Below are 19,185 nucleotides of genomic sequence, written 5' to 3'. Positions count from 1 at the left end.
GCAAGCCCGGCTCCCACATTTGACCGCATTGCCATGTAGGGCAGCGATCAAAGTGTGGGAGCGGGCTTGCCCGCGATAACGATCTATTAGCCGACCCGATTTAAATCGTTATTGCGCGTCTCCTTCAGGCACAGCACAGCAATCAAGCTGATCACCGCCGCTGCCGACACATACCCGCCGACATAGCTCAAGCCACCCATTGCTACCAGCTTCTGGGCGAAGAACGGTGCCGCCGAAGCACCGACAATCCCTCCCAGGTTATATGCCGCCGAAGCACCGGTATAACGCACTCGGGTCGGAAACAGTTCCGGCAACATTGCCCCCATCGGTGCGAAAGTCACACCCATCAGAAACAGCTCCAGGCACAGAAACAGCGCCACGGCCCAGGTTGAGCCGTGAGTCAGCAGGGGTTCCATGGTGAAGCCCGACAGGATGGTCAGCACTGCGCCGACGATCAGTACCGGCTTGCGCCCATAACGGTCACTGGCCCAGGCGGCCAGTGGGGTCGCCGCGCCCATGAACAGCACGGCAAAGCACAGCAGGCCGAGGAAGGTTTCGCGGCTGTAACCCAGCGTGGTTACACCGTAACTCAGGGAAAACGCCGTAGTGATGTAGAACAGCGCATAACACACCACCATCGACGCAGCGCCCAGAAATACCGGCATCCCGTGTTGGCTGAACAGTTCCACCAGCGGCATTTTTACCGGCGCCTCTTTGGCCACGGCGTTGGCGAAGACCGGCGTTTCATGCAGTTTCAGGCGCGCATACAGGCCAACCATGACCAGCGCCGCGCTGAGCAGGAACGGAATACGCCAGCCCCAGCTGCGGAACTGCTCGTCGTTCAGGTTCATGGCCAGGATCAGGAACAAGCCGTTGGCCGCCAGGAAACCAATGGAGGGCCCCAGTTGCGGGAACATGCCGAACCAGGCGCGTTTGCCCTTCGGTGCATTCTCGGTGGCCAGCAGTGCCGCCCCACCCCATTCCCCGCCAAGCCCCAGGCCCTGACCGAAACGCAGCACGCAGAGCAGTATCGGTGCCCAGGCGCCGATGGAGTCGTAGCCGGGCAACAAGCCGATCAGCGTGGTGCAAACCCCCATCAACAGCAAGGAAGCGACCAGCGTCGACTTGCGGCCAATGCGATCACCAAAGTGGCCGAACAGCGCCGAACCCAATGGCCGGGCGATAAAGGCAATGCCGAAGGTCAGAAATGACGCAAGCATCTGCGCCGTGCCGGACGTCTGCGGGAAGAATACCGGGCCGATCACCAGCGCAGCGGCGGTGGCATAGATATAGAAGTCGTAGAACTCGATGGCAGTGCCGACGATACTCGCGGTAGCGACTCGGGCGGTCGAGTTGGTCGGGGCGGCGGTCGCCGCCTCGTTATAGGTGGTGCTCATTGAGGTATCCCTGACGGTCATTGCGCGTTTTGACGCGGATTATTATTGGTATTGCACCCATGGATCAGGGCAGTGCGCGGCCGCGGCTCGGGATGGGAGCAAGCATCGGTCAGACACGATAATGCAGTGCTCGGACGCGTTGAGTGCGGGTAGCACGCGGTCGGGCTGGGGCTTGGGTAAGCCGGTTCGATTATAGGAAGGGGGGTGCGGCGTAAACAAGCGCTGAAGTGCGGTCTGGAAGGTTAAGCAGATCTAATGTGGGGGCTGGCTTGCCTGCGATGGTGGTCTGTCAGCTCACATCTTTGGGACTGGCACTCCGCTATTGCCGTGTGGGTATCTACACATTGTTGTGGACAGAGGATGGGGTGCAGATCCGTTATTTTGGTCAGGGCGGATTAGGGTTACGCCCTTACGGCGTGTCACTTTCGAAAAGCCGGAATGCCGGCCCAGACGAAAGTAACCAAAGCGCTCTTGCCCCACCACTTGGTGCCTCGCTTAGGCTCGGCATGCCTTCACTCCGGCATTGCTCCGTGGGCCGCCGCGATGGGCCATCCTTGGCCCAGCGCGGCTAAACCGGCGTCCTGCCGGTTTACCCACGTATCAATACCTGCGTTCAGCCATCGTGGTTAATGGGGCGCCTTAGATCAAAAGCAAAAGCACGGCGGCCTGGTAGCCGACCTGAGTGGTGAAAAGCAAAAGCGGATTTACTGCCCACTGCCCACTGTAGGAGCGAGCTTGCTCGCGATGGTCGTTAACGATGACGCTGGCATCCTGAATCACCGCGGTGCCCTCAGGTTCTTCGCGAGCAAGAACTAGGCGTCCCCCTCGCTCCTACAGAAAAGCGGATTGGTACTGGCGTTGCTCTGTTTTTGATCTGGCTCTTGATCTGCCTGCCCATAAAACTAGAGGCCGAACGTAGGTATTGCGCAGTGGCTAAAGCGGCAAGGATGCCGGTTTAGCCGCGCTGGGCCAGGGATGGCCCATCGCGGCGACCCACGGAGCAATGCCGGAGTTGAGGGCACCCTGAGCCCCAGCGAGGCGCCGATAGGTCGGGCAGGAGCGCTTTGCTTACTTTCGTCTGGGCCGGCATTCCGGCTTTTCGAAAGTGAGTCGCTGTAAGAGCGAAACCGCCAGCAGCCGTTACCGCAACAACGGATATGTACTCAATAGCCCCCCTAGAACCCAGCCATCAGCAACCTCAACAGATGTGTCGATACCTATGGCTATCGCAGGCAAGCCAACTCCCACATCGACCGCGTTTCTTCAGGGAAGTGAAGCCGCCATCGGCACCAAGCCGGTATGCCAGATCAGTACCTTGCTCACCCGGTTGTCCTCGGTCTCCAGGGTTTCCAGGCGATAGCGGCCAATTTTCAGGCATACCGAGCAATCAGGAATGGTCTCCAGCGCTTCAGTCACCAGCCCACTGAGGGTCTTCGGCCCGTCGCTGGGCAGGTGCCAGCCCAGGCTTTTGTTCAATTCGCGGATCGAGGCGGCGCCGTCGATCACGTAGCGGCCGTCCAGCTGTGGCTGGATGTGCGGGTTATCCACACTGTGCTCGCTTTCGAATTCGCCGACGATTTCTTCAAGAATATCTTCCAGGGTGACAATCCCCAGCACTTCGCCGTATTCGTCCACCACCATGCCCAGGCGGCGCTGCTGTTTGTGGAAATTCAGCAGTTGCAGTTGCAGGGGCGTGCTTTCCGGGACGAAGTAGGGCTCATGACAAGCGGCCAGCAACGCCTCCTTGGTCAGGCTGGCGTCCGGCAGCAGGTGCTGGATCTGGCGGGTGTTGAGCACCGCCTCGACCTGATTGATGTCGCTGTGGAATATCGGCAGCCGGGTGCGCTGGGAGCTGCGCAGCTGTTCGATGATGTCTTCGATGGGGTCATCCAGGTTGATGCCGTCCACTTCACTGCGGGGCACAAGGATGTCATTGACTGTGATGCTGTCCAGCGCGTGGATGCCCGAAAGGCCCGGCGTACGGCCATTGGGTACTTGCGGTTCCTGCTCGTCATCGTTATCTGGTTGTGGCTCGTCGCTTTTCTTGACTACGCCAGACTTGCGAGCGAAGGGCTTGAGCAGCAACAGGCTGACGCCGTTGAGCAGCCAGGCCAGTGGATAGAGGATTTTCAGCGGCACGCCCAACAGCGTATTGCCAAAACCCAGCACCGCTTGCGGATAACGGGTGGCCAGGGCGCGAGGCAAGTAGTCGGCCAGCACCAGCAACGCGGCGCTGGAGATCAGCCAGCCGAGCCAGGGGCCGTTATCGGCCCAGGCATAGATCGCCAACAGGGTACAGAGGATCACCATCACGGTGCGGCACAGGGTATTGCAGAGAATCAGGCTGTTGCGCGGGAAGTTCAGCCGGGCTGCGGCCTTGTCACCCTGGCGAGTGCCGGGGCGCTGGGCCAGCAAGTGGTGTTGCGCGGCCTCGATGGCGGTAAACAGCGCCGACCATAAAATCAGCAGGGTCACTACCGCGAGCATCGGCCCTAGGGGCAAGTTGTCCATGTTGGCTGCCCGTCAGATATGCAGGATGAATTCGCGGACCAGCTTGCTGCCGAAATACGCCAGCATCAGCAGGCAGAAACCGGCCAGGGTCCAGCGGATCGCCTTGTGCCCGCGCCAGCCGAGGCGGTTGCGGCCCCACAGCAGCACGCTGAACACCACCCAGGCCAGGCACGCCAGTAGGGTTTTGTGCACCAGATGCTGGGCAAACAGGTTTTCGACGAACAGCCAGCCGGAGATCAGTGACAGTGACAGCAAGGTCCAGCCGGCCCAAAGGAAGCCGAACAGCAGGCTTTCCATGGTTTGCAGCGGCGGGAAGTTCTTGATCAGCCCGGAAGGGTTCTTGTGCTTGAGTTGGTGATCCTGCAACAGCAGCAACAAGGCCTGGAACACTGCAATGGTGAACATGCCGTAGGCGAGGATCGACAGCAGGATATGCGCGAGGATACCCGGCTCCTCGTCGATCACCTGCACCGTGCCGGTGGGGGCGAACTGAGCCAGCAGCACCGTCAACATCCCCAGGGGAAAGAGCAGCAACAGCAGGTTTTCCACCGGTATCCGCGCGCAGGCCAACAGGGTCAGGCCGATCACTGCGGCGCCGATCAGACTGGCGGCACTGAAAAAATCCAGGCCCAGGCCAACCGGCGTCAGCAGGTGGGTGAACAGGCTGGCAGCGTGGGCCAGCAGGGCGAGGACGCCAAGGCCTACGAGCAGGCGTTTGTCTGCCTTGGAGCCTTGGGCCAGACGAGTGCCCTGATAGATGGTCGCAGCGGCATACAAGATAGCGGCGGCGAGACTGGGTAGTAAACTGGGTGACAAGGGGAGCATAAATCCTGTTAGGCAAGCCCGAAAGACGCCGAGTTTGGCATACACCTGCGTTCCACGAAAGGCTCCTGGGCCAGACAGCGGGTGTGCATGACGACAGTCTTCGCTATAATCCGCGACCTGCCCACGCCGCAGGCTCGCCTAGCGCTGTTTTTAATAGCGATTTATCACAGCCTGGGCCGCCATTACCTCGGTCTACCATAGGGCCTGAAAGGATCGCGCATGTTTGAAAACTTGACTGACCGTCTCTCGCAGACGCTGCGCCATGTCACCGGCAAGGCCAAGCTGACCGAAGACAATATTAAAGACACCCTGCGTGAAGTACGCATGGCGTTGCTGGAAGCCGACGTCGCCTTGCCTGTGGTCAAGGACTTCGTCAACGCAGTCAAGGAACGTGCGGTCGGCACTGAAGTGTCCCGCAGCCTGACGCCGGGCCAGGCCTTTGTGAAGGTCGTCCAGGCCGAGCTCGAAAGCTTGATGGGCGTGGCCAACGAAGATTTGAACCTCAGTGCCGTGCCACCGGCCGTTGTGCTGATGGCCGGTTTGCAAGGTGCGGGTAAAACCACCACCGCCGCTAAACTCGCGCGCTTCCTTAAAGAACGCAAGAAAAAGACGGTGATGCTGGTGTCGGCCGACGTTTACCGTCCGGCAGCCATCAAGCAACTGGAAATGCTCGCCGGCGAAGTAGGCGTGACCTTCTTCCCGTCCGACCTAAGCCAGAAGCCGGTTGATATCGCCCAGGCGGCTATTAACGAAGCCAGGCTGAAATTCATCGACGTGGTTATCGTCGATACCGCCGGTCGCCTGCACATTGATGAAGAGATGATGGGCGAGATCAAGGCGCTGCATGCCGCGATCAACCCGGTGGAAACCCTGTTCGTGGTCGACGCCATGACCGGCCAGGACGCGGCCAACACCGCCAAGGCCTTCGGTGATGCACTGCCGCTGACCGGCGTGATCCTGACCAAGGTCGACGGCGATGCCCGTGGCGGTGCCGCGCTGTCGGTGCGTGCCATCACCGGCAAACCGATCAAGTTCATCGGTATGGGCGAGAAGAGCGAAGCGCTCGAACCATTTCACCCTGAGCGGATTGCCTCACGTATCCTCGGCATGGGCGACGTGCTCAGCCTGATCGAGCAGGCCGAACAGACCCTCGACAAGGACAAGGCCGACAAACTGGCCAAGAAACTGAAGAAGGGTAAGGGCTTCGACCTCGAAGACTTCCGCGATCAGTTGCAACAGATGAAGAACATGGGTGGCCTCGGCGGCCTCATGGACAAGCTGCCGAATATCGGTGGAGTCAATCTGGCGCAAATGGGCAACGCCCAGGGCGCGGCAGAGAAGCAATTTAAACAGATGGAAGCCATCATCAATTCCATGACCCCGGCCGAGCGCCGCGACCCTGAGCTGATCAGCGGTTCGCGCAAGCGTCGGATCTCCATGGGTTCCGGCACCCAGGTGCAGGACATCGGTCGCTTGATCAAGCAGCACAAGCAGATGCAGAAGATGATGAAGAAATTCTCCGCCAAGGGCGGAATGGCCAAAATGATGCGCGGCATGGGCGGAATGATGCCTGGTCGCGGCATGCCAAAAATGTAAAGAATTCGCGCAAGAGCTTGCTCTTGCTCCGACCCACAGGGATGTGGGATCTCCAGCAAACCCGCACGTGCGGGAGCTGACTGGCCGTTTTTAACGACGGCTCCATTGCAGATCTGAATGGCACGCCGACTAGGCGCCAGAAAAAGACATTTGCAAAAGTCCGGATATTCCTTAGAATATGCGGCCTTTCGGGCACCTATGCCCGCTGTGCATTTAGTTTTGCAGCACCGACTACAGGAACGATCTTCACATGCTAACAATCCGTCTTGCCCTCGGCGGCTCTAAAAAGCGCCCGTTTTACCACTTGACCGTAACCGACAGCCGCAACCCGCGCGACGGTTCGCACAAGGAACAGGTTGGTTTCTTCAACCCGATCGCTCGTGGTCAAGAAGTCCGTCTGTCCGTGAACCAAGAGCGCGTAGCCTACTGGCTGAGCGTTGGTGCACAGCCTTCTGAGCGTGTTGCTCAGTTGCTGAAGGATTCGGCTAAGGCTGCGGCCTGAGCAATATGAACGCGACGCCTGTTGTTGCTGATGATTTGATCGTTATCGGCAAGATTTACTCTGTTCACGGCGTTCGCGGCGAAGTAAAGGTGTACTCCTTTACTGATCCGACTGAAAACCTGTTGCAATACAAAACCTGGACGCTCAAGCGCGAAGGTAGCGTTAAGCAGGTTGAGCTGGTCAGCGGACGTGGGAACGACAAGTTCCTGGTCGCAAAGCTCAAGGATCTTGATGATCGTGAAGAAGCTCGTCTTCTGGCCGGTTACGAGATCTGTGTGCCGCGCAACCTGTTCCCTGAATTGACCGACGGCGAGTACTACTGGTACCAGCTGGAAGGTCTGAAGGTCATCGACCAACTCGGGCAATTGCTCGGGAAGATTGATCATCTTCTGGAAACCGGCGCCAATGATGTAGTGGTGGTCAAGCCTTGCGCTGGCAGCCTGGATGATCGCGAACGCCTGTTGCCCTATACCGAGCAATGCGTGTTGAGCGTCGACCTAGCAGCGGGCGAGATGAAGGTGGAATGGGACGCGGACTTCTAAGCGTGGCTAATTTGCGCGTAGAAGTGATCAGTTTGTTTCCCGAGATGTTTTCCGCCATCAGCGAGTACGGCATCACCAGTCGGGCGGTGAAACAGGGGCTCTTGCAGCTCACCTGTTGGAACCCGCGAGACTACACGACGGATCGACATCACACTGTGGACGATCGCCCATTTGGCGGTGGTCCGGGCATGGTGATGAAGATCAAGCCCCTGGAAGATGCTCTGGTTCAGGCCAAGGCAGCAGCCGGGGAGAAGGCGAAGGTAATTTACCTGTCCCCTCAAGGCCGTCAGCTGAATCAGTCGGCGGTACGCGAGTTGGCGAATCAGGCAAGCTTAATCCTGATTGCCGGTCGCTATGAAGGCATTGACGAGCGTTTTATTGAAGCTCATGTCGATGAAGAGTGGTCGATTGGGGACTATGTCCTGTCTGGTGGCGAGCTGCCGGCGATGGTCCTGATAGATGCGGTTACACGACTGCTGCCTGGAGCTTTAGGGCATGCGGACTCCGCGGAGGAAGATTCCTTCACGGATGGTTTGCTGGATTGCCCGCACTACACCCGACCGGAGGTGTATGCGGATCAGCGTGTTCCCGACGTATTGCTAAGTGGCAATCACGCACACATCCGGCGTTGGCGTTTACAGCAGTCCCTCGGGCGGACCTATGAACGACGCGCCGATCTTCTGGAAAGCCGCTCGCTTTCTGGAGAAGAGAAGAAGCTGCTCGAGGAATACATCCTCGGGCGGGACGATAGTTAACAACGTATCGATGGTAGATCCGACGATCTACCTTAGGAGCACAGCATGACTAACAAAATCATCCTTGCACTCGAAGCAGAGCAGATGACCAAAGAGATCCCTACCTTTGCCCCGGGCGACACTGTTGTCGTTCAGGTGAAAGTGAAGGAAGGCGACCGTTCGCGTCTGCAAGCGTTCGAAGGCGTGGTAATTGCCAAGCGTAACCGTGGTGTGAACAGTGCTTTCACTGTTCGTAAAATCTCCAACGGTGTTGGCGTAGAGCGTACTTTCCAGACCTACAGCCCGCAAATCGACAGCATGGCCGTTAAACGTCGCGGTGACGTACGTAAAGCCAAGCTGTACTACCTGCGTGACCTGTCCGGTAAAGCAGCTCGCATCAAGGAAAAACTGGCTTAAGTCCAGCTTCCCGATGCAGAAAAAAGCAGCCTTCGGGCTGCTTTTTTGTGCCCGCGATTTGAGCCCAACCTTGGGGAAAAATCCGGGCAACTGCTACGCTGGGCGCGATAGGATCTACCACATCACATGAATCCCCATCGAGCCCTCATGCCCGCCATCGATCATCCCCTGATAGACCGTTTCCTCGATGCCCTCTGGCTGGAAAAAGGCCTGTCGGACAACACTCGTCAGGCCTACCGCAGCGATCTGGCCTTGTTCAACGGCTGGCTGCAGGAGAAAAACCTGGAGTTGATCAATGCCGGTCGCGAGCTGATTCTCGACCATCTGTCCTGGCGCTTGGAACAGAACTACAAGCCGCGTTCCACCGCGCGATTCCTCTCCGGTGTGCGTGGCTTTTATCGTTATTTGTTGCGGGAAAAACTGATTGCCGTCGACCCAACCCTGCAAGTTGATATGCCGCAACTGGGTAGGCCTTTGCCCAAGTCCCTATCAGAAGCTGACGTCGAAGCCCTGCTGGCGGCCCCCGACCTGAGCGAAACCATCGGCCAGCGTGATCGAGCCATGCTGGAGGTGCTGTATGCCTGCGGTCTGCGAGTTACCGAATTGATCAGCCTGACCCTAGAGCAGGTTAATTTGCGCCAGGGCGTACTGCGGGTGATGGGTAAGGGTAGCAAGGAGCGGTTGGTGCCCATGGGCGAAGAAGCCATCGTGTGGATCGAGCGCTACATGCGCGATGCTCGCAGCGAACTGCTCGGTGGGCGTCCCAGTGATGTGCTGTTCCCAAGCCAGCGTGGCGAGCAGATGACCCGCCAGACTTTCTGGTATCGCATCAAGCATCAGGCCAAGGTCGCGGGCATCAGTAAGTCGTTGTCGCCCCACACCTTGCGCCATGCTTTCGCTACCCATTTGCTCAACCACGGCGCGGATTTGCGGGTGGTACAGATGCTGCTGGGGCATAGCGATTTATCCACAACCCAGATCTACACCCATGTGGCCCGGGCGCGCTTGCAGGATATGCACGCCAAGCACCATCCTCGCGGGTGAAATAGCTTGCGAAAAAGACCAATTTACCTGCGACAGTCTGCCCCCCGGCCCAACTGTGGTAGGCTTTGCCGGTTCGCAAAGGGGACGGCCCAAACCCGTGTTTCCAGATCGGTATTCTTGCTCCCGTCCCTGCATCTGCCTTCAGGAGTTCCCATGCGTTTGACCCAGATTTTTGCCGCCGCAGCCATTGCGTTGGTATCAACCTTTGCCGTCGCCGATGACGCCGCCGAGAAGGCGATCCGTAAGAGTCTGGAAAGCCTCCAGCTCGAAACCCCGGTGGAAAGCATTAGCGACAGCCCCATGGCTGGCCTGTATGAAGTCAAGCTCAAGGGCAGCCGCGTGCTGTACGCCAGTGGCGACGGCCAATACATCGTCCAGGGTTACCTGTTCCAGTTGAAAGACGGCAAGCCGGTCAACCTGACCGAGAAAGCCGAGCGCCTGGGTGTGTCCAAGTTGATCAACGCCATCCCGGTAGCGGAAACCGTGGTCTACCCGGCCATCGGCGAGACCAAGACTCACATCACCGTCTTTACCGACACCACCTGCCCGTACTGCCACAAGCTGCACGCCGAAGTGTCTGAGCTGAACAAGCTGGGTGTGGAAGTGCGTTACGTAGCGTTCCCGCGCCAGGGCCTAGGCTCGCCAGGCGACGAGCAGTTGCAAGCGGTCTGGTGTGCGGCTGACAAGAAAGCGGCCATGGACAAAATGGTCGACGGCAAGGAAATCAAGTCCGCCAAGTGCGCCAACCCGGTTTCCAAACAGTTTGCCCTGGGCCAGTCCATTGGCGTGAACGGTACGCCGGCCATCGTTTTGGCTGACGGCCAGGTCATTCCGGGCTACCAGCCTGCACCACAAATCGCCAAACTGGCGCTGGGTGCAAAATAAACAGTATCGTCGAGCCTTTGACGATCATGCCCCGCCGACAGATCGACGGGGCATTAATAGAGAGCCGCAGTTGTGCGGCTGTTTTTCACGGCCGACCTTGAGTCGGCCGTTTCATGGGGAGTTCTTCAGTGAAACCGGTCAAAGTAGGCATCTGTGGGTTAGGGACCGTCGGTGGCGGCACCTTGAACGTACTTCAGCGTAACGCCGAGGAAATTTCCCGCCGTGCAGGGCGTGGGATTGAAGTGGCGCAAATTGCCATGCGTACGCCAAAGCCCCAGTTCCAAACGACCGGTATTGCGATTACCAACGATGTCTTTGAAGTCGCCACCAACCCAGAAATCGATATCGTCATCGAGCTGGTGGGCGGTTACACCATTGCCCGTGAACTGGTGCTCAAGGCCATCGAAAACGGTAAGCACGTGGTCACCGCCAACAAGGCGCTGATCGCCGTGCACGGCAACGAGATCTTCGCCAAGGCCCGCGAGAAGGGTGTCATCGTGGCCTTCGAAGCCGCAGTCGCTGGCGGTATCCCGGTGATCAAGGCCATCCGTGAAGGCCTGTCGGCTAACCGCATCAACTGGGTCGCCGGGATCATCAACGGCACCGGTAACTTCATCCTTACCGAAATGCGCGAGAAGGGCCGTACCTTCGAAGACGTGCTGGCCGAAGCCCAGGCACTGGGTTATGCCGAAGCCGATCCGACCTTCGACGTCGAAGGCATCGACGCCGCCCACAAATTGACCATCCTGGCGTCCATCGCCTTTGGTATCCCGCTGCAGTTCGACAAGGCCTACACCGAAGGCATCACCAAGCTGACCACCGCTGACGTGAACTACGCCGAAGCCCTGGGCTACCGCATCAAGCACCTGGGGGTAGCGCGCAGCACTGCGGCCGGTATCGAGTTGCGTGTACACCCGACGCTGATTCCGGCCGATCGCCTGATCGCCAACGTCAATGGCGTGATGAACGCCGTGATGGTCAACGGTGACGCTGCCGGCTCGACCTTGTTCTACGGTGCCGGCGCCGGCATGGAGCCGACGGCTTCGTCGGTGATCGCCGACCTGGTGGACGTGGTTCGCGCCATGACCAGCGACCCGGAAAACCGCGTGCCGCACCTGGCCTTCCAGCCTGACTCGCTGTCGGCTCACCCGATCCTGCCGATCGAAGCCTGCGAAAGCTCCTACTACCTGCGCATCCAGGCCAAGGACCATCCGGGCGTGTTGGCCCAAGTGGCCAGTATCTTGTCGGAACGCGGCATCAACATTGAATCGATCATGCAGAAGGAAGTCGAAGAACACGACGGCCTGGTGCCCATGATTCTGCTGACCCACCGTGTGCTGGAACAGCACATGAACGATGCCATTACCGCGCTGGAAGCCCTGCAGGGCGTGGTTGGGTCGGTGGTGCGGATTCGCGTCGAACACTTGAACTAACCGCTTTGTTCCAAGGGCCCCGCGCGTTCGGCGGCCCTTGTTCGAGAACGCTTTAGAGGAGCCAGTCATGCGCTACATCAGCACCCGCGGCCAGGCACCGGCCCTGAATTTTGAAGACGTCCTGCTGGCCGGTTTGGCTACTGACGGCGGCCTGTACGTGCCGGAAAACCTGCCACGCTTCACCCAGGAAGAAATCGCCTCCTGGGCCGGCCTGCCGTACCACGAGCTGGCGTTCCGGGTCATGCGCCCGTTCGTCACCGGCAGTATTCCGGATGCCGATTTCAAGAAGATTCTGGAAGAGACGTATGGCGTGTTTTCCCACAGCGCCATCGCCCCATTGCGTCAGCTGAATGGTAACGAATGGGTCCTGGAGTTGTTCCACGGCCCGACCCTGGCGTTCAAGGATTTCGCCCTGCAATTGCTGGGTCGCCTGCTCGACTACGTGCTGGAAAAGCGCGGCGAGCGCGTGGTGATCATTGGTGCTACCTCCGGTGATACCGGCTCGGCGGCCATTGAAGGTTGCAAACACTGCGAAAACGTCGACATCTTCATCCTGCATCCGCACAACCGGGTATCGGAAGTGCAGCGCCGGCAGATGACCACGCTCTTCGGCGACAACATCCATAACATCGCCATCGAAGGCAACTTCGATGACTGCCAGGAAATGGTCAAGGCCAGCTTTGCTGACCAGAGCTTCCTCAAGGGCACGCGCCTGGTGGCGGTGAACTCGATCAACTGGGCGCGGATCATGGCCCAGATCGTCTACTACTTCCATGCAGCCCTGCAGCTGGGCGGCCCGGCGCGTTCGGTGTCGTTCTCGGTGCCGACCGGCAACTTCGGCGACATCTTTGCCGGCTACCTGGCGCGCAACATGGGCCTGACGATCAACCAACTGATCGTCGCCACCAATCGCAACGACATCCTGCACCGCTTCATGAGCGGCAACCAGTACGTCAAGGAAACCCTGCACGCCACACTGTCGCCGTCGATGGACATCATGGTTTCGTCCAACTTCGAACGCCTGTTGTTTGACATGCACGGTCGTAATGGTGCGGCCCTGGCTGGCCTGATGGACAGCTTCAAGCAAGGTGGCGGCTTCAGCGTCGAGCAAGAGCGCTGGACCGAAACCCGCAAGCTGTTCGACTCCTTGGCCGTGGACGATGCCCAGACCTGCGAAACCATCGCCGAAGTCTACGCCCAGACCGGCGAGTTGCTGGACCCGCACACCGCCATCGGCGTCAAGGCCGCGCGGGAATGCCGTCGCAGCCTGGACATTCCGATGGTGATCCTCGGCACCGCCCACCCGGTCAAGTTTCCGGAAGCGGTGGAAAAGGCTGGTATCGGCAAGGCGCTGGAACTTCCGCCACACCTGGCGGACCTGTTCGAGCGTGAGGAGCGTTGCACGGTATTGGCTAATGACCTGAAAGCAGTGCAGGCGTTTGTCAGCCAGCATGGTAATCGTGGCAAGCCACTCTGATCCCAAGGCTTTAGGTGGTTGATCAAGCCCGTCTTCGTGACGGGCTTTTTCATTGTGGCGAGCCATACTTGCGCAGGCGACTGACAAGAACAATCAAGGAACCAACACGGTGTGTTTATCGACCCGAGGGTACGTATGGCTGGTGTGTGTGCTGTTGCTCGGCCATGGGCCTGCAAGCCTGGCCGCCGTCAGTCTGCCCTTCAAGCTGGTGCCGGCGTTTATCCCGCTGGGGCCTTTGTCCCTGACCCCCGCCGAGCAGCAATGGATGGCGGCCCATCGGACATTGAAGGTGGGCATCTCCATTGATGACTACCAGCCGATTGATATCACCCGCGACCACAATCGCTACCAGGGCATCAGTGCCGATTACCTGAGCCTGATCGGTGCGCGTCTCGATGCGCCGATGCAAGTACTGGGCTTCGCCGAACGAGCACAGGCGGTAGAAGCCTTGCGTACCGGAGCTATCGATATTCTCACCAGCGCCAACGGCTACGAGCGTGACGTGCCCGGGCTGCGATTTACCCGTGACTACATGCCAGATCGCTCGGTGGTGGTCGTGCGCCGGGACGACACCACCCAGAACGACGACCTCAAGGACAAGAAGGTGGTATTGCTCGACGGCTACGCCAACGTCAATAACGTCCATAGGGCGTATCCCGCCAGTCATATCATGTTGGCGCCCAATCTCTACAGTGGCCTTGAAGCGCTCAAGCAAGGCGATGCCGATGCGTTTATCGGCAACGAAGTGATCGTGCGGGCCTACAAGTCGCTGCGCCCCTACCTGGGCTTGCAGATCAAGGTGGAGAGTAGGCTCGCGCCTATTGGCTTTGCCTTTGCCACGCGTGAGGCCGACCCGCTATTGGGGACGATGATGGACCGGGCGCTGTCGAGTATCGATGAGTCGGTGCAGCGGGAAATACTGGCGCGCTGGACCACCGGCCTGGGCGTCGGTATTGCGGCGGAACGCATAGCCTTGTCGGCCTCGGAGCGGGCGTGGGTGCTTGGGCATCCTCATGTGGTGGTGGCGTCCCAGCAACTGTCGCCGTATGTATTCAAGGACAAGGAGGGCCAGTGGGTGGGCCTGAATGTCGACCTGCTCAACCGAATTTCTCGCATGACCGGCGTGCAGTTCGTCCTGGAGGAAGTGTTTTCCACCACGCAAACCCTGGCGTTGCTGGAGACGGGCAGGGCGGATATGAACACCACCTTGGTCGAGAATAAGGAGCGCAAGGCATTTCTCAATTTCAGTCATGGTTTTGGTGGCTCCGGATGGGTGTTTATCCAGCGCGCCGAAGCACCACCACTGACCGGTTTGAGCGAGCTTTCCGGCAAGGTGCTGGCGCTGCCGGCACGCCATGTTCTGGAAAGTTACATTCGCCGTGAGCATCCCGAGATTGAGCTGCGGTCGGTGGGTAACTATGCCCAGGCCCGTGAGCTGGTGATCCGGGGTAACGCGGCGGCGACCATACAGAGCGAAGTGGAGGTGCAGAGTTACCTGGCCGATAAGTTGCGCGTCGGTCGCAGTGTCGAGGGCAAGTGGTCGGTTAACAGCCTGTCGGTGCGCAAGGGCCAACCCGAGCTGCTGAGCATTTTGAACAAGGCGCTGGAGGCGCTGCCCGTAGCCGAGTTGAGCGCTTTGCGCCTGCGCTGGCTGGGCGCCGTGCCGATCCCTGTGCCGGCCTGGCAGCGTGTGCCGCCTTGGGCTTATTGGACGGTCGCCATGGCGATCCTGTTTGTGCTGGTGTCCCTGGCCTGGAACAGCCGGCTCAAGCGTCAGATCCGCCAGCGGCTGGAGGCTGAGCATCGGCTCAACGATCAGTTGGCCTTCAAGAGCGCTCTGCTCGATGGCATGCCCAACCCGGTGTTCGTGCGTGATCTGGCCGGCCGTTTGGTGACTTGCAACACCAGCTATGAGCAGCAACTGGCCACCCGGCGTGAGCAGATTCAAGGCCTGACGCTGATGGAAAGCGGCCTGATGCCCGAGGCGACAGCTGCGCGCCTGCATGCCGGTCACATGGAGCAACTGGCGACGCAACAGTCGCTGTTTGTCGATCGGCAACTGGAGTTCAACGGTGGGACCTTTCACGTCTATCAATGGACGGTGCCGTTTTTTGACGCTCAGGGCCAATTGCAGGGCTTGCTCGGTGGCTGGATCGACATCAACGAGCGCAAGGTCCTGGAAAACCAGTTGATGGACGCACGCCAGGCCGCCGATGAGGCGAACTATGCGAAAAGTGCCTTCCTCTCGACCCTGAGCCACGAGATTCGCACACCGATGACCGCCATCATCGGTTTGCTTGAGCTGGAACAGGAGCGAGCCTTGGCCGAAGGCAAGCCCGTGTCCGAAGGGCTGCGTGTGGCCCATCGCTCGGCGCGGGAGCTGATCGCGCTGATGGGCGACAGCCTGGATCTGGCCAAGATCGAAGCGGGTCATTTACAACTGGTGCCGCAAACCACCGACCTGAAAGGCTTTTTCGTAGGTATTCAGCGGCTGTTTGAAGCCATGGCCCAGAAAAAGGGCCTGCACTTGACCCTGGCCTTTGATCCGGCGGCGCAAGGGTATTACTGGTTCGACCCGCTTCGCCTGCGCCAGGTGATGCATAACCTGTTGGGCAATGCGCTCAAATTTACCGAGCGCGGAGAGGTTCGCGTCAGTGTCGCCTGCAAGCTGGATGAGGCGGGTGCCCACTACCTGCATTTGTGTGTCGAGGACAGCGGGCCGGGTATCGGTATCGAGCAACAGGCGCGGGTGTTCAAGCCGTTTATTCAGGTCAGCGCGTTGACGGCGGCCGAACACGGCGGGACGGGCCTGGGCTTGAGCATCTGCCAGCAACTGGTGGAGTTGATGGGCGGCACTATCACCCTGAAAAGTGTTGTGGGGGAGGGCACAGTGGTGTGCATCGACCTGTACCTGGACCGGGTCAGCAGTGACGATGTGCCGGCGGCGCCTGTTGTGCCGTTGCCGGCTGCCGGCCGCAGCCTGTCGGTGCTGATCGTGGATGACCTGCCGGCCAACCGTCTGGTGCTGGCTCAGCAGCTGCAGTTTCTCGGCCATCAGGTGGTGGCCCTTGATTCGGCCGAAGCGGCCTTGCAGCGTTGGCGCAACGAGGTGTTTGACGTGCTGGTGACCGATTGCAACATGCCGGGTATGTCCGGCTATGCCTTGAGCGAGGCCATCCGCCGGATTGAAGCGCAGGAGCAAAGACCGCGCAGCGCGCTGGTGGGATGCACGGCCAATGCCCTGGATGACGAACAGCAGCGTTGCCTGGAGGCGGGAATGGACGAGCTGCTGGTCAAGCCCATCACCCTGGAGCACTGGAACCAGGTGCTCGCCCGCGTGGCGCCTTTGCGCTCCTTTGATATTCATACCCTGCGCACCATGACTCAGGCCGACGGGCCGGTCCTGCAGCGGATGTTGCAGGAGCTGGCGAAGAGCCTTGAGCACGAACAGGAAGTGATGGCCGCGGCCTTGGCGGATCAAGACCTGGCGCGACTGACCGCCTCGCTGCATCGCCTCAAGGGCATTTGTTGCCTGGTGGATGCGTTGCCGCTGGCTAAGGCCTGCGTGGCGCTTGAAACCTGTGTCCGAGAGCAGCGTGGCGACGAGATCGAGGCGCAATGGCTGACGCTGTGCCAAGCGCTGATTGAGTTGCGCAGTGACCTTGAGCCTTATCTGGATGAGGGAAAATAAGACTCGTCCTATGGGGTATCACCGGGTTTTTGGCTAGTCTGGGCCGCCTCGCGTCCCCCCGGTAGAGTTTCCCATGCGCTCCCTTAACGTCCTGATCCTTGAAGATAACCCGTTCCAGCTGATGGCCCTGCACCAGATGCTCAATGCCAACGGTGTGTTCAACGTGTTGACGGCCGAAAGTGTCGAGGCAGCCCGCCAGTCACTGGAGAGCAAGGGGCCGGTGGACATCGCTATTTGCGATCTGTACCTGGAACAGGGCGATGGCCTGGAGCTAATCCGTGAGCTGGCCGAGCGCCAGCTGGCTCAAGTGCTGATTCTGTTGAGCAGTGCCGAGCCGGACGTCCTGGAGGGCGTCGCGAACATGGCGCGCCAGGCCGGGCTCAATGTGCTGGGTTGCTTGCCCAAGCCAGCGTCGGCCAAGTTGATCGGGCAATTGTTGACGGCTTGCCAGCAGCGCTTGCGTCCAGGGCCCCCCGTCATGTCTTGGGAACTGGTGCGTCAGTTGCTGGGCTTGAGTGAAGTAGAGACGCTGCCACCCTCGCCGGATGTCGGTCAGGCCGCCATCGCGCGCTGCGCCAGTGCCTGGTTTCAGCCTATCGTCAGTCAGGCGGGAGAGTTGCAAGGGGTTGAGGCGCTGGCCCGGTGGCAGCATCCTGAGGGTGAATTGCTGTTGCCCGAGGAATTTCTTCCAGCGCTGGAGTTTGCTGGCATGGAAGAGGCGTTTACCTGGCATATGCTGGAAGAGGCGCTAGGCATTGCCACTCAGGTATTACGGGAGACAGGCAAGGTACTGCCGGTGGCGGTCAACCTGGCGGGTCGGATGCTGGAACATCCGCATTTCCCCCAGATACTGCAAGGGTTGTTGCAGCGCTACGCCGTACCTGCCAACAGCCTGACCCTGGAACTGGTCGAAACCTCTCGTTTAAAGACCGACAGCGCCCATGTCACCGGTTTGCTCCGCTTGCGGATGATCGGCTGCAAGCTGTCCATCGGTGACTTCGGCGTGGGTGGCACCAGTTTGCAGCGCCTGCTGGAGCTGCCCTTCACTGAACTGAAAATCCCGCCTGCCTTCGCCTGCGGGATGGCGGGCGATGAACGCAAAGCTGCGGTGGTCGCCGGAGCCATGGGTATGGCTGGGCATCTGGGCGTGGGTGTGGTGGTCACCGGCATTGAAACCGCTGCTGACCGTGACGCCGTGTGTGAGTTGGGATCTGCCTGGTTGCAAGGCTGTTTTATCGCTCCCCCCATGTGCGCTCAAGCGCTAAAGAGATGGATCGCGCAGTGCCCAGGGTTTGCAGTCTAGGTTAGACCGTGTTCTTGCACGTAAATGAACAGCGCTGCATCGCTGGTCAGTCCGAGCTTGCGCATGGCACCGACTTTTTGCGCACTGACGGTCTGTTTGCTGCGATGGAGGTTCGCCGCGATTTCGCCCACCGTCAATCCAGCAGCCAGCAGGCGGATCACTTCCAGTTCACGGGGTGACAGTTGATCGTGGGAATACAGTCGATCAGGGCCTGCCAGGCTCAGCGCCTGACGAATGGTGTGTGCCACATAGGGTCGTTGGTGCCGTGCCTGCCTGATCGCTTCAGGCAGTTCATTCGCTAGGCTGGCCTTGCTCAGCAGGCCTATGACGCCCAGTTCCAGGATGGCGTGAAACAACCCGGCGTTATTGAGCATGGTCACCACCACGATGGGCAGGGTCGGGTAATGGCGACGTAGCTGTTCAATCAGGCGCAAGCCATCTGCCTGGGGCTCGGCGGGCATCATGAAGTCGGTGACCAGCACATCGCAGGGGCAGTGTTGCAGCAGCTCGGTAAGGGCTTGGGGGGAGTTGGCTTCACCGACGATGCTCAGCCGTTCGTCGTGCTCCAGTACCGCCCGCAAACCGATGAGAAAAATCGGATGGTCGTCGGCGAGGACGATGCGCAATGGCTTTTCAGACGCTCTCAAGGCGGGCTCCCAGGATAATCCGGGGATTCTAGCCTGTTAGCGGGGCAAGTGAGCTGAAGACGGTGCGCAGCGATGCTCAAAAAATGCCGCTTTCCCTCCTTTATAGGCCTGGCCAATAACGTCAATAGCCGAAGAGTCGTCTGATTTCAGGTTATTAAATAAGCAGTTATGAGCGACCGTT

15 protein-coding genes and 1 pseudogene are annotated in these 19,185 nt (G+C 59.6%); 12 read left to right on the top strand and 4 right to left on the bottom strand.

What is annotated here, in order from left to right; translation table 11 throughout:
- Nucleotides 1-86 precede the first annotated feature (86 nt).
- Nucleotides 87-1,397, bottom strand: a complete 1,311-nt coding sequence (locus tag FQ182_RS11000) for an MFS transporter (RefSeq protein WP_149411602.1) — start codon at nt 1,395-1,397, stop codon at nt 87-89.
- A gap of 702 nt (nt 1,398-2,099) precedes the next feature.
- On the opposite strand from FQ182_RS11000, the pseudogene FQ182_RS30665 reads away from it, so the two are divergent.
- Nucleotides 2,100-2,207: pseudogene (locus FQ182_RS30665) on the top strand (outer membrane lipoprotein carrier protein LolA); the annotation flags it as partial.
- 453 nt (nt 2,208-2,660) lie between these two features.
- Here FQ182_RS30665 and FQ182_RS10990 read toward each other — a convergent pair.
- Nucleotides 2,661-3,908, bottom strand: coding sequence for a transporter associated domain-containing protein (locus tag FQ182_RS10990; protein WP_149412447.1), 1,248 nt, complete (start codon nt 3,906-3,908; stop codon nt 2,661-2,663).
- A 12-nt stretch (nt 3,909-3,920) separates the two neighbouring features.
- On the bottom strand, nt 3,921-4,733 hold the full coding sequence (locus FQ182_RS10985) for an inner membrane protein YpjD (protein ID WP_149412448.1): 813 nt from the start codon (nt 4,731-4,733) through the stop codon (nt 3,921-3,923).
- Nucleotides 4,734-4,952: 219 nt separating this feature from the next.
- On the opposite strand from FQ182_RS10985, the gene ffh reads away from it, so the two are divergent.
- The 11 genes from ffh to FQ182_RS10930 all read left to right on the top strand — a co-directional run bounded on the left by ffh (nt 4,953) and on the right by FQ182_RS10930 (nt 18,357).
- Nucleotides 4,953-6,329 (top strand): signal recognition particle protein, encoded by a 1,377-nt coding sequence (gene ffh, locus FQ182_RS10980; protein ID WP_149412449.1) that lies wholly within the window; start codon nt 4,953-4,955, stop codon nt 6,327-6,329.
- A gap of 250 nt (nt 6,330-6,579) precedes the next feature.
- A complete protein-coding gene (gene rpsP / locus FQ182_RS10975; RefSeq protein ID WP_025854836.1) occupies nt 6,580-6,831 on the top strand; it encodes a 30S ribosomal protein S16 in 252 nt (83 codons plus the stop codon).
- Between the two features lie 5 nt (nt 6,832-6,836).
- Nucleotides 6,837-7,373 carry a ribosome maturation factor RimM gene (rimM, locus tag FQ182_RS10970; protein WP_133102130.1) on the top strand — a complete coding sequence of 179 codons (537 nt, stop codon included), beginning with the start codon at nt 6,837-6,839 and terminating at the stop codon, nt 7,371-7,373.
- Nucleotides 7,355-8,128, top strand: a complete 774-nt coding sequence (trmD, locus tag FQ182_RS10965) for a tRNA (guanosine(37)-N1)-methyltransferase TrmD (protein WP_178114431.1) — start codon at nt 7,355-7,357, stop codon at nt 8,126-8,128. The genes rimM and trmD overlap by 19 nt, the downstream gene beginning before the upstream one ends.
- A gap of 45 nt (nt 8,129-8,173) precedes the next feature.
- Complete coding sequence (gene rplS, locus FQ182_RS10960) at nt 8,174-8,524, top strand: 50S ribosomal protein L19 (protein ID WP_063322826.1); 351 nt, start codon at nt 8,174-8,176, stop codon at nt 8,522-8,524.
- Between the two features lie 147 nt (nt 8,525-8,671).
- Nucleotides 8,672-9,568, top strand: coding sequence for a site-specific tyrosine recombinase XerD (gene xerD / locus FQ182_RS10955; RefSeq protein ID WP_149412451.1), 897 nt, complete (start codon nt 8,672-8,674; stop codon nt 9,566-9,568).
- Nucleotides 9,569-9,721: 153 nt separating this feature from the next.
- Nucleotides 9,722-10,453, top strand: coding sequence for a bifunctional protein-disulfide isomerase/oxidoreductase DsbC (gene dsbC, locus FQ182_RS10950; protein ID WP_149412452.1), 732 nt, complete (start codon nt 9,722-9,724; stop codon nt 10,451-10,453).
- Nucleotides 10,454-10,581: 128 nt separating this feature from the next.
- Nucleotides 10,582-11,886: a homoserine dehydrogenase gene (locus tag FQ182_RS10945; RefSeq protein WP_149412453.1), complete on the top strand. Its 1,305-nt coding sequence runs from the start codon at nt 10,582-10,584 to the stop codon at nt 11,884-11,886.
- Between the two features lie 67 nt (nt 11,887-11,953).
- Complete coding sequence (gene thrC / locus FQ182_RS10940) at nt 11,954-13,363, top strand: threonine synthase (RefSeq protein WP_149412454.1); 1,410 nt, start codon at nt 11,954-11,956, stop codon at nt 13,361-13,363.
- Between the two features lie 109 nt (nt 13,364-13,472).
- Nucleotides 13,473-17,054, top strand: coding sequence for a transporter substrate-binding domain-containing protein (locus tag FQ182_RS10935; protein ID WP_149412455.1), 3,582 nt, complete (start codon nt 13,473-13,475; stop codon nt 17,052-17,054).
- Between the two features lie 73 nt (nt 17,055-17,127).
- The gene (locus FQ182_RS10930; RefSeq protein WP_149412456.1) at nt 17,128-18,357 is read left to right on the top strand and encodes an EAL domain-containing protein; all 1,230 of its coding nucleotides are present in this window, start codon (nt 17,128-17,130) and stop codon (nt 18,355-18,357) included.
- On the opposite strand, the gene FQ182_RS10925 is transcribed toward FQ182_RS10930, so the two are convergent.
- The gene (locus tag FQ182_RS10925; RefSeq protein ID WP_178114437.1) at nt 18,354-18,983 is read right to left on the bottom strand and encodes a response regulator transcription factor; all 630 of its coding nucleotides are present in this window, start codon (nt 18,981-18,983) and stop codon (nt 18,354-18,356) included. The two genes, FQ182_RS10930 and FQ182_RS10925, sit on opposite strands and share 4 nt — an antisense overlap.
- Between the last annotated feature and the right edge of the window lie 202 nt (nt 18,984-19,185).

Origin of the sequence: Pseudomonas sp. ANT_H4 (genome assembly GCF_008369295.1) — a bacterium.
GTDB lineage: Bacteria > Pseudomonadota > Gammaproteobacteria > Pseudomonadales > Pseudomonadaceae > Aquipseudomonas.
The sequence above is the reverse complement of the archived record's forward strand: the minus strand, read 5'-3'. Positions and strand labels throughout refer to the sequence as shown.

Excerpts from the sequence above, each read along its gene's own strand:
- FQ182_RS11000 (WP_149411602.1), bottom strand. The coding sequence starts at position 1,397 with ATGAGCACCACCTATAACGAGGCGGCGACCGCCGCCCCGACCAACTCG.
- FQ182_RS10990 (WP_149412447.1), bottom strand. The coding sequence starts at position 3,908 with ATGGACAACTTGCCCCTAGGGCCGATGCTCGCGGTAGTGACCCTGCTG.
- FQ182_RS10985 (WP_149412448.1), bottom strand. The coding sequence starts at position 4,733 with ATGCTCCCCTTGTCACCCAGTTTACTACCCAGTCTCGCCGCCGCTATC.
- ffh (WP_149412449.1), top strand. The coding sequence starts at position 4,953 with ATGTTTGAAAACTTGACTGACCGTCTCTCGCAGACGCTGCGCCATGTC.
- rpsP (WP_025854836.1), top strand. The coding sequence starts at position 6,580 with ATGCTAACAATCCGTCTTGCCCTCGGCGGCTCTAAAAAGCGCCCGTTT.
- rimM (WP_133102130.1), top strand. The coding sequence starts at position 6,837 with ATGAACGCGACGCCTGTTGTTGCTGATGATTTGATCGTTATCGGCAAG.
- trmD (WP_178114431.1), top strand. The coding sequence starts at position 7,355 with ATGGGACGCGGACTTCTAAGCGTGGCTAATTTGCGCGTAGAAGTGATC.
- rplS (WP_063322826.1), top strand. The coding sequence starts at position 8,174 with ATGACTAACAAAATCATCCTTGCACTCGAAGCAGAGCAGATGACCAAA.
- xerD (WP_149412451.1), top strand. The coding sequence starts at position 8,672 with ATGCCCGCCATCGATCATCCCCTGATAGACCGTTTCCTCGATGCCCTC.
- dsbC (WP_149412452.1), top strand. The coding sequence starts at position 9,722 with ATGCGTTTGACCCAGATTTTTGCCGCCGCAGCCATTGCGTTGGTATCA.
- thrC (WP_149412454.1), top strand. The coding sequence starts at position 11,954 with ATGCGCTACATCAGCACCCGCGGCCAGGCACCGGCCCTGAATTTTGAA.
- FQ182_RS10930 (WP_149412456.1), top strand. The coding sequence starts at position 17,128 with ATGCGCTCCCTTAACGTCCTGATCCTTGAAGATAACCCGTTCCAGCTG.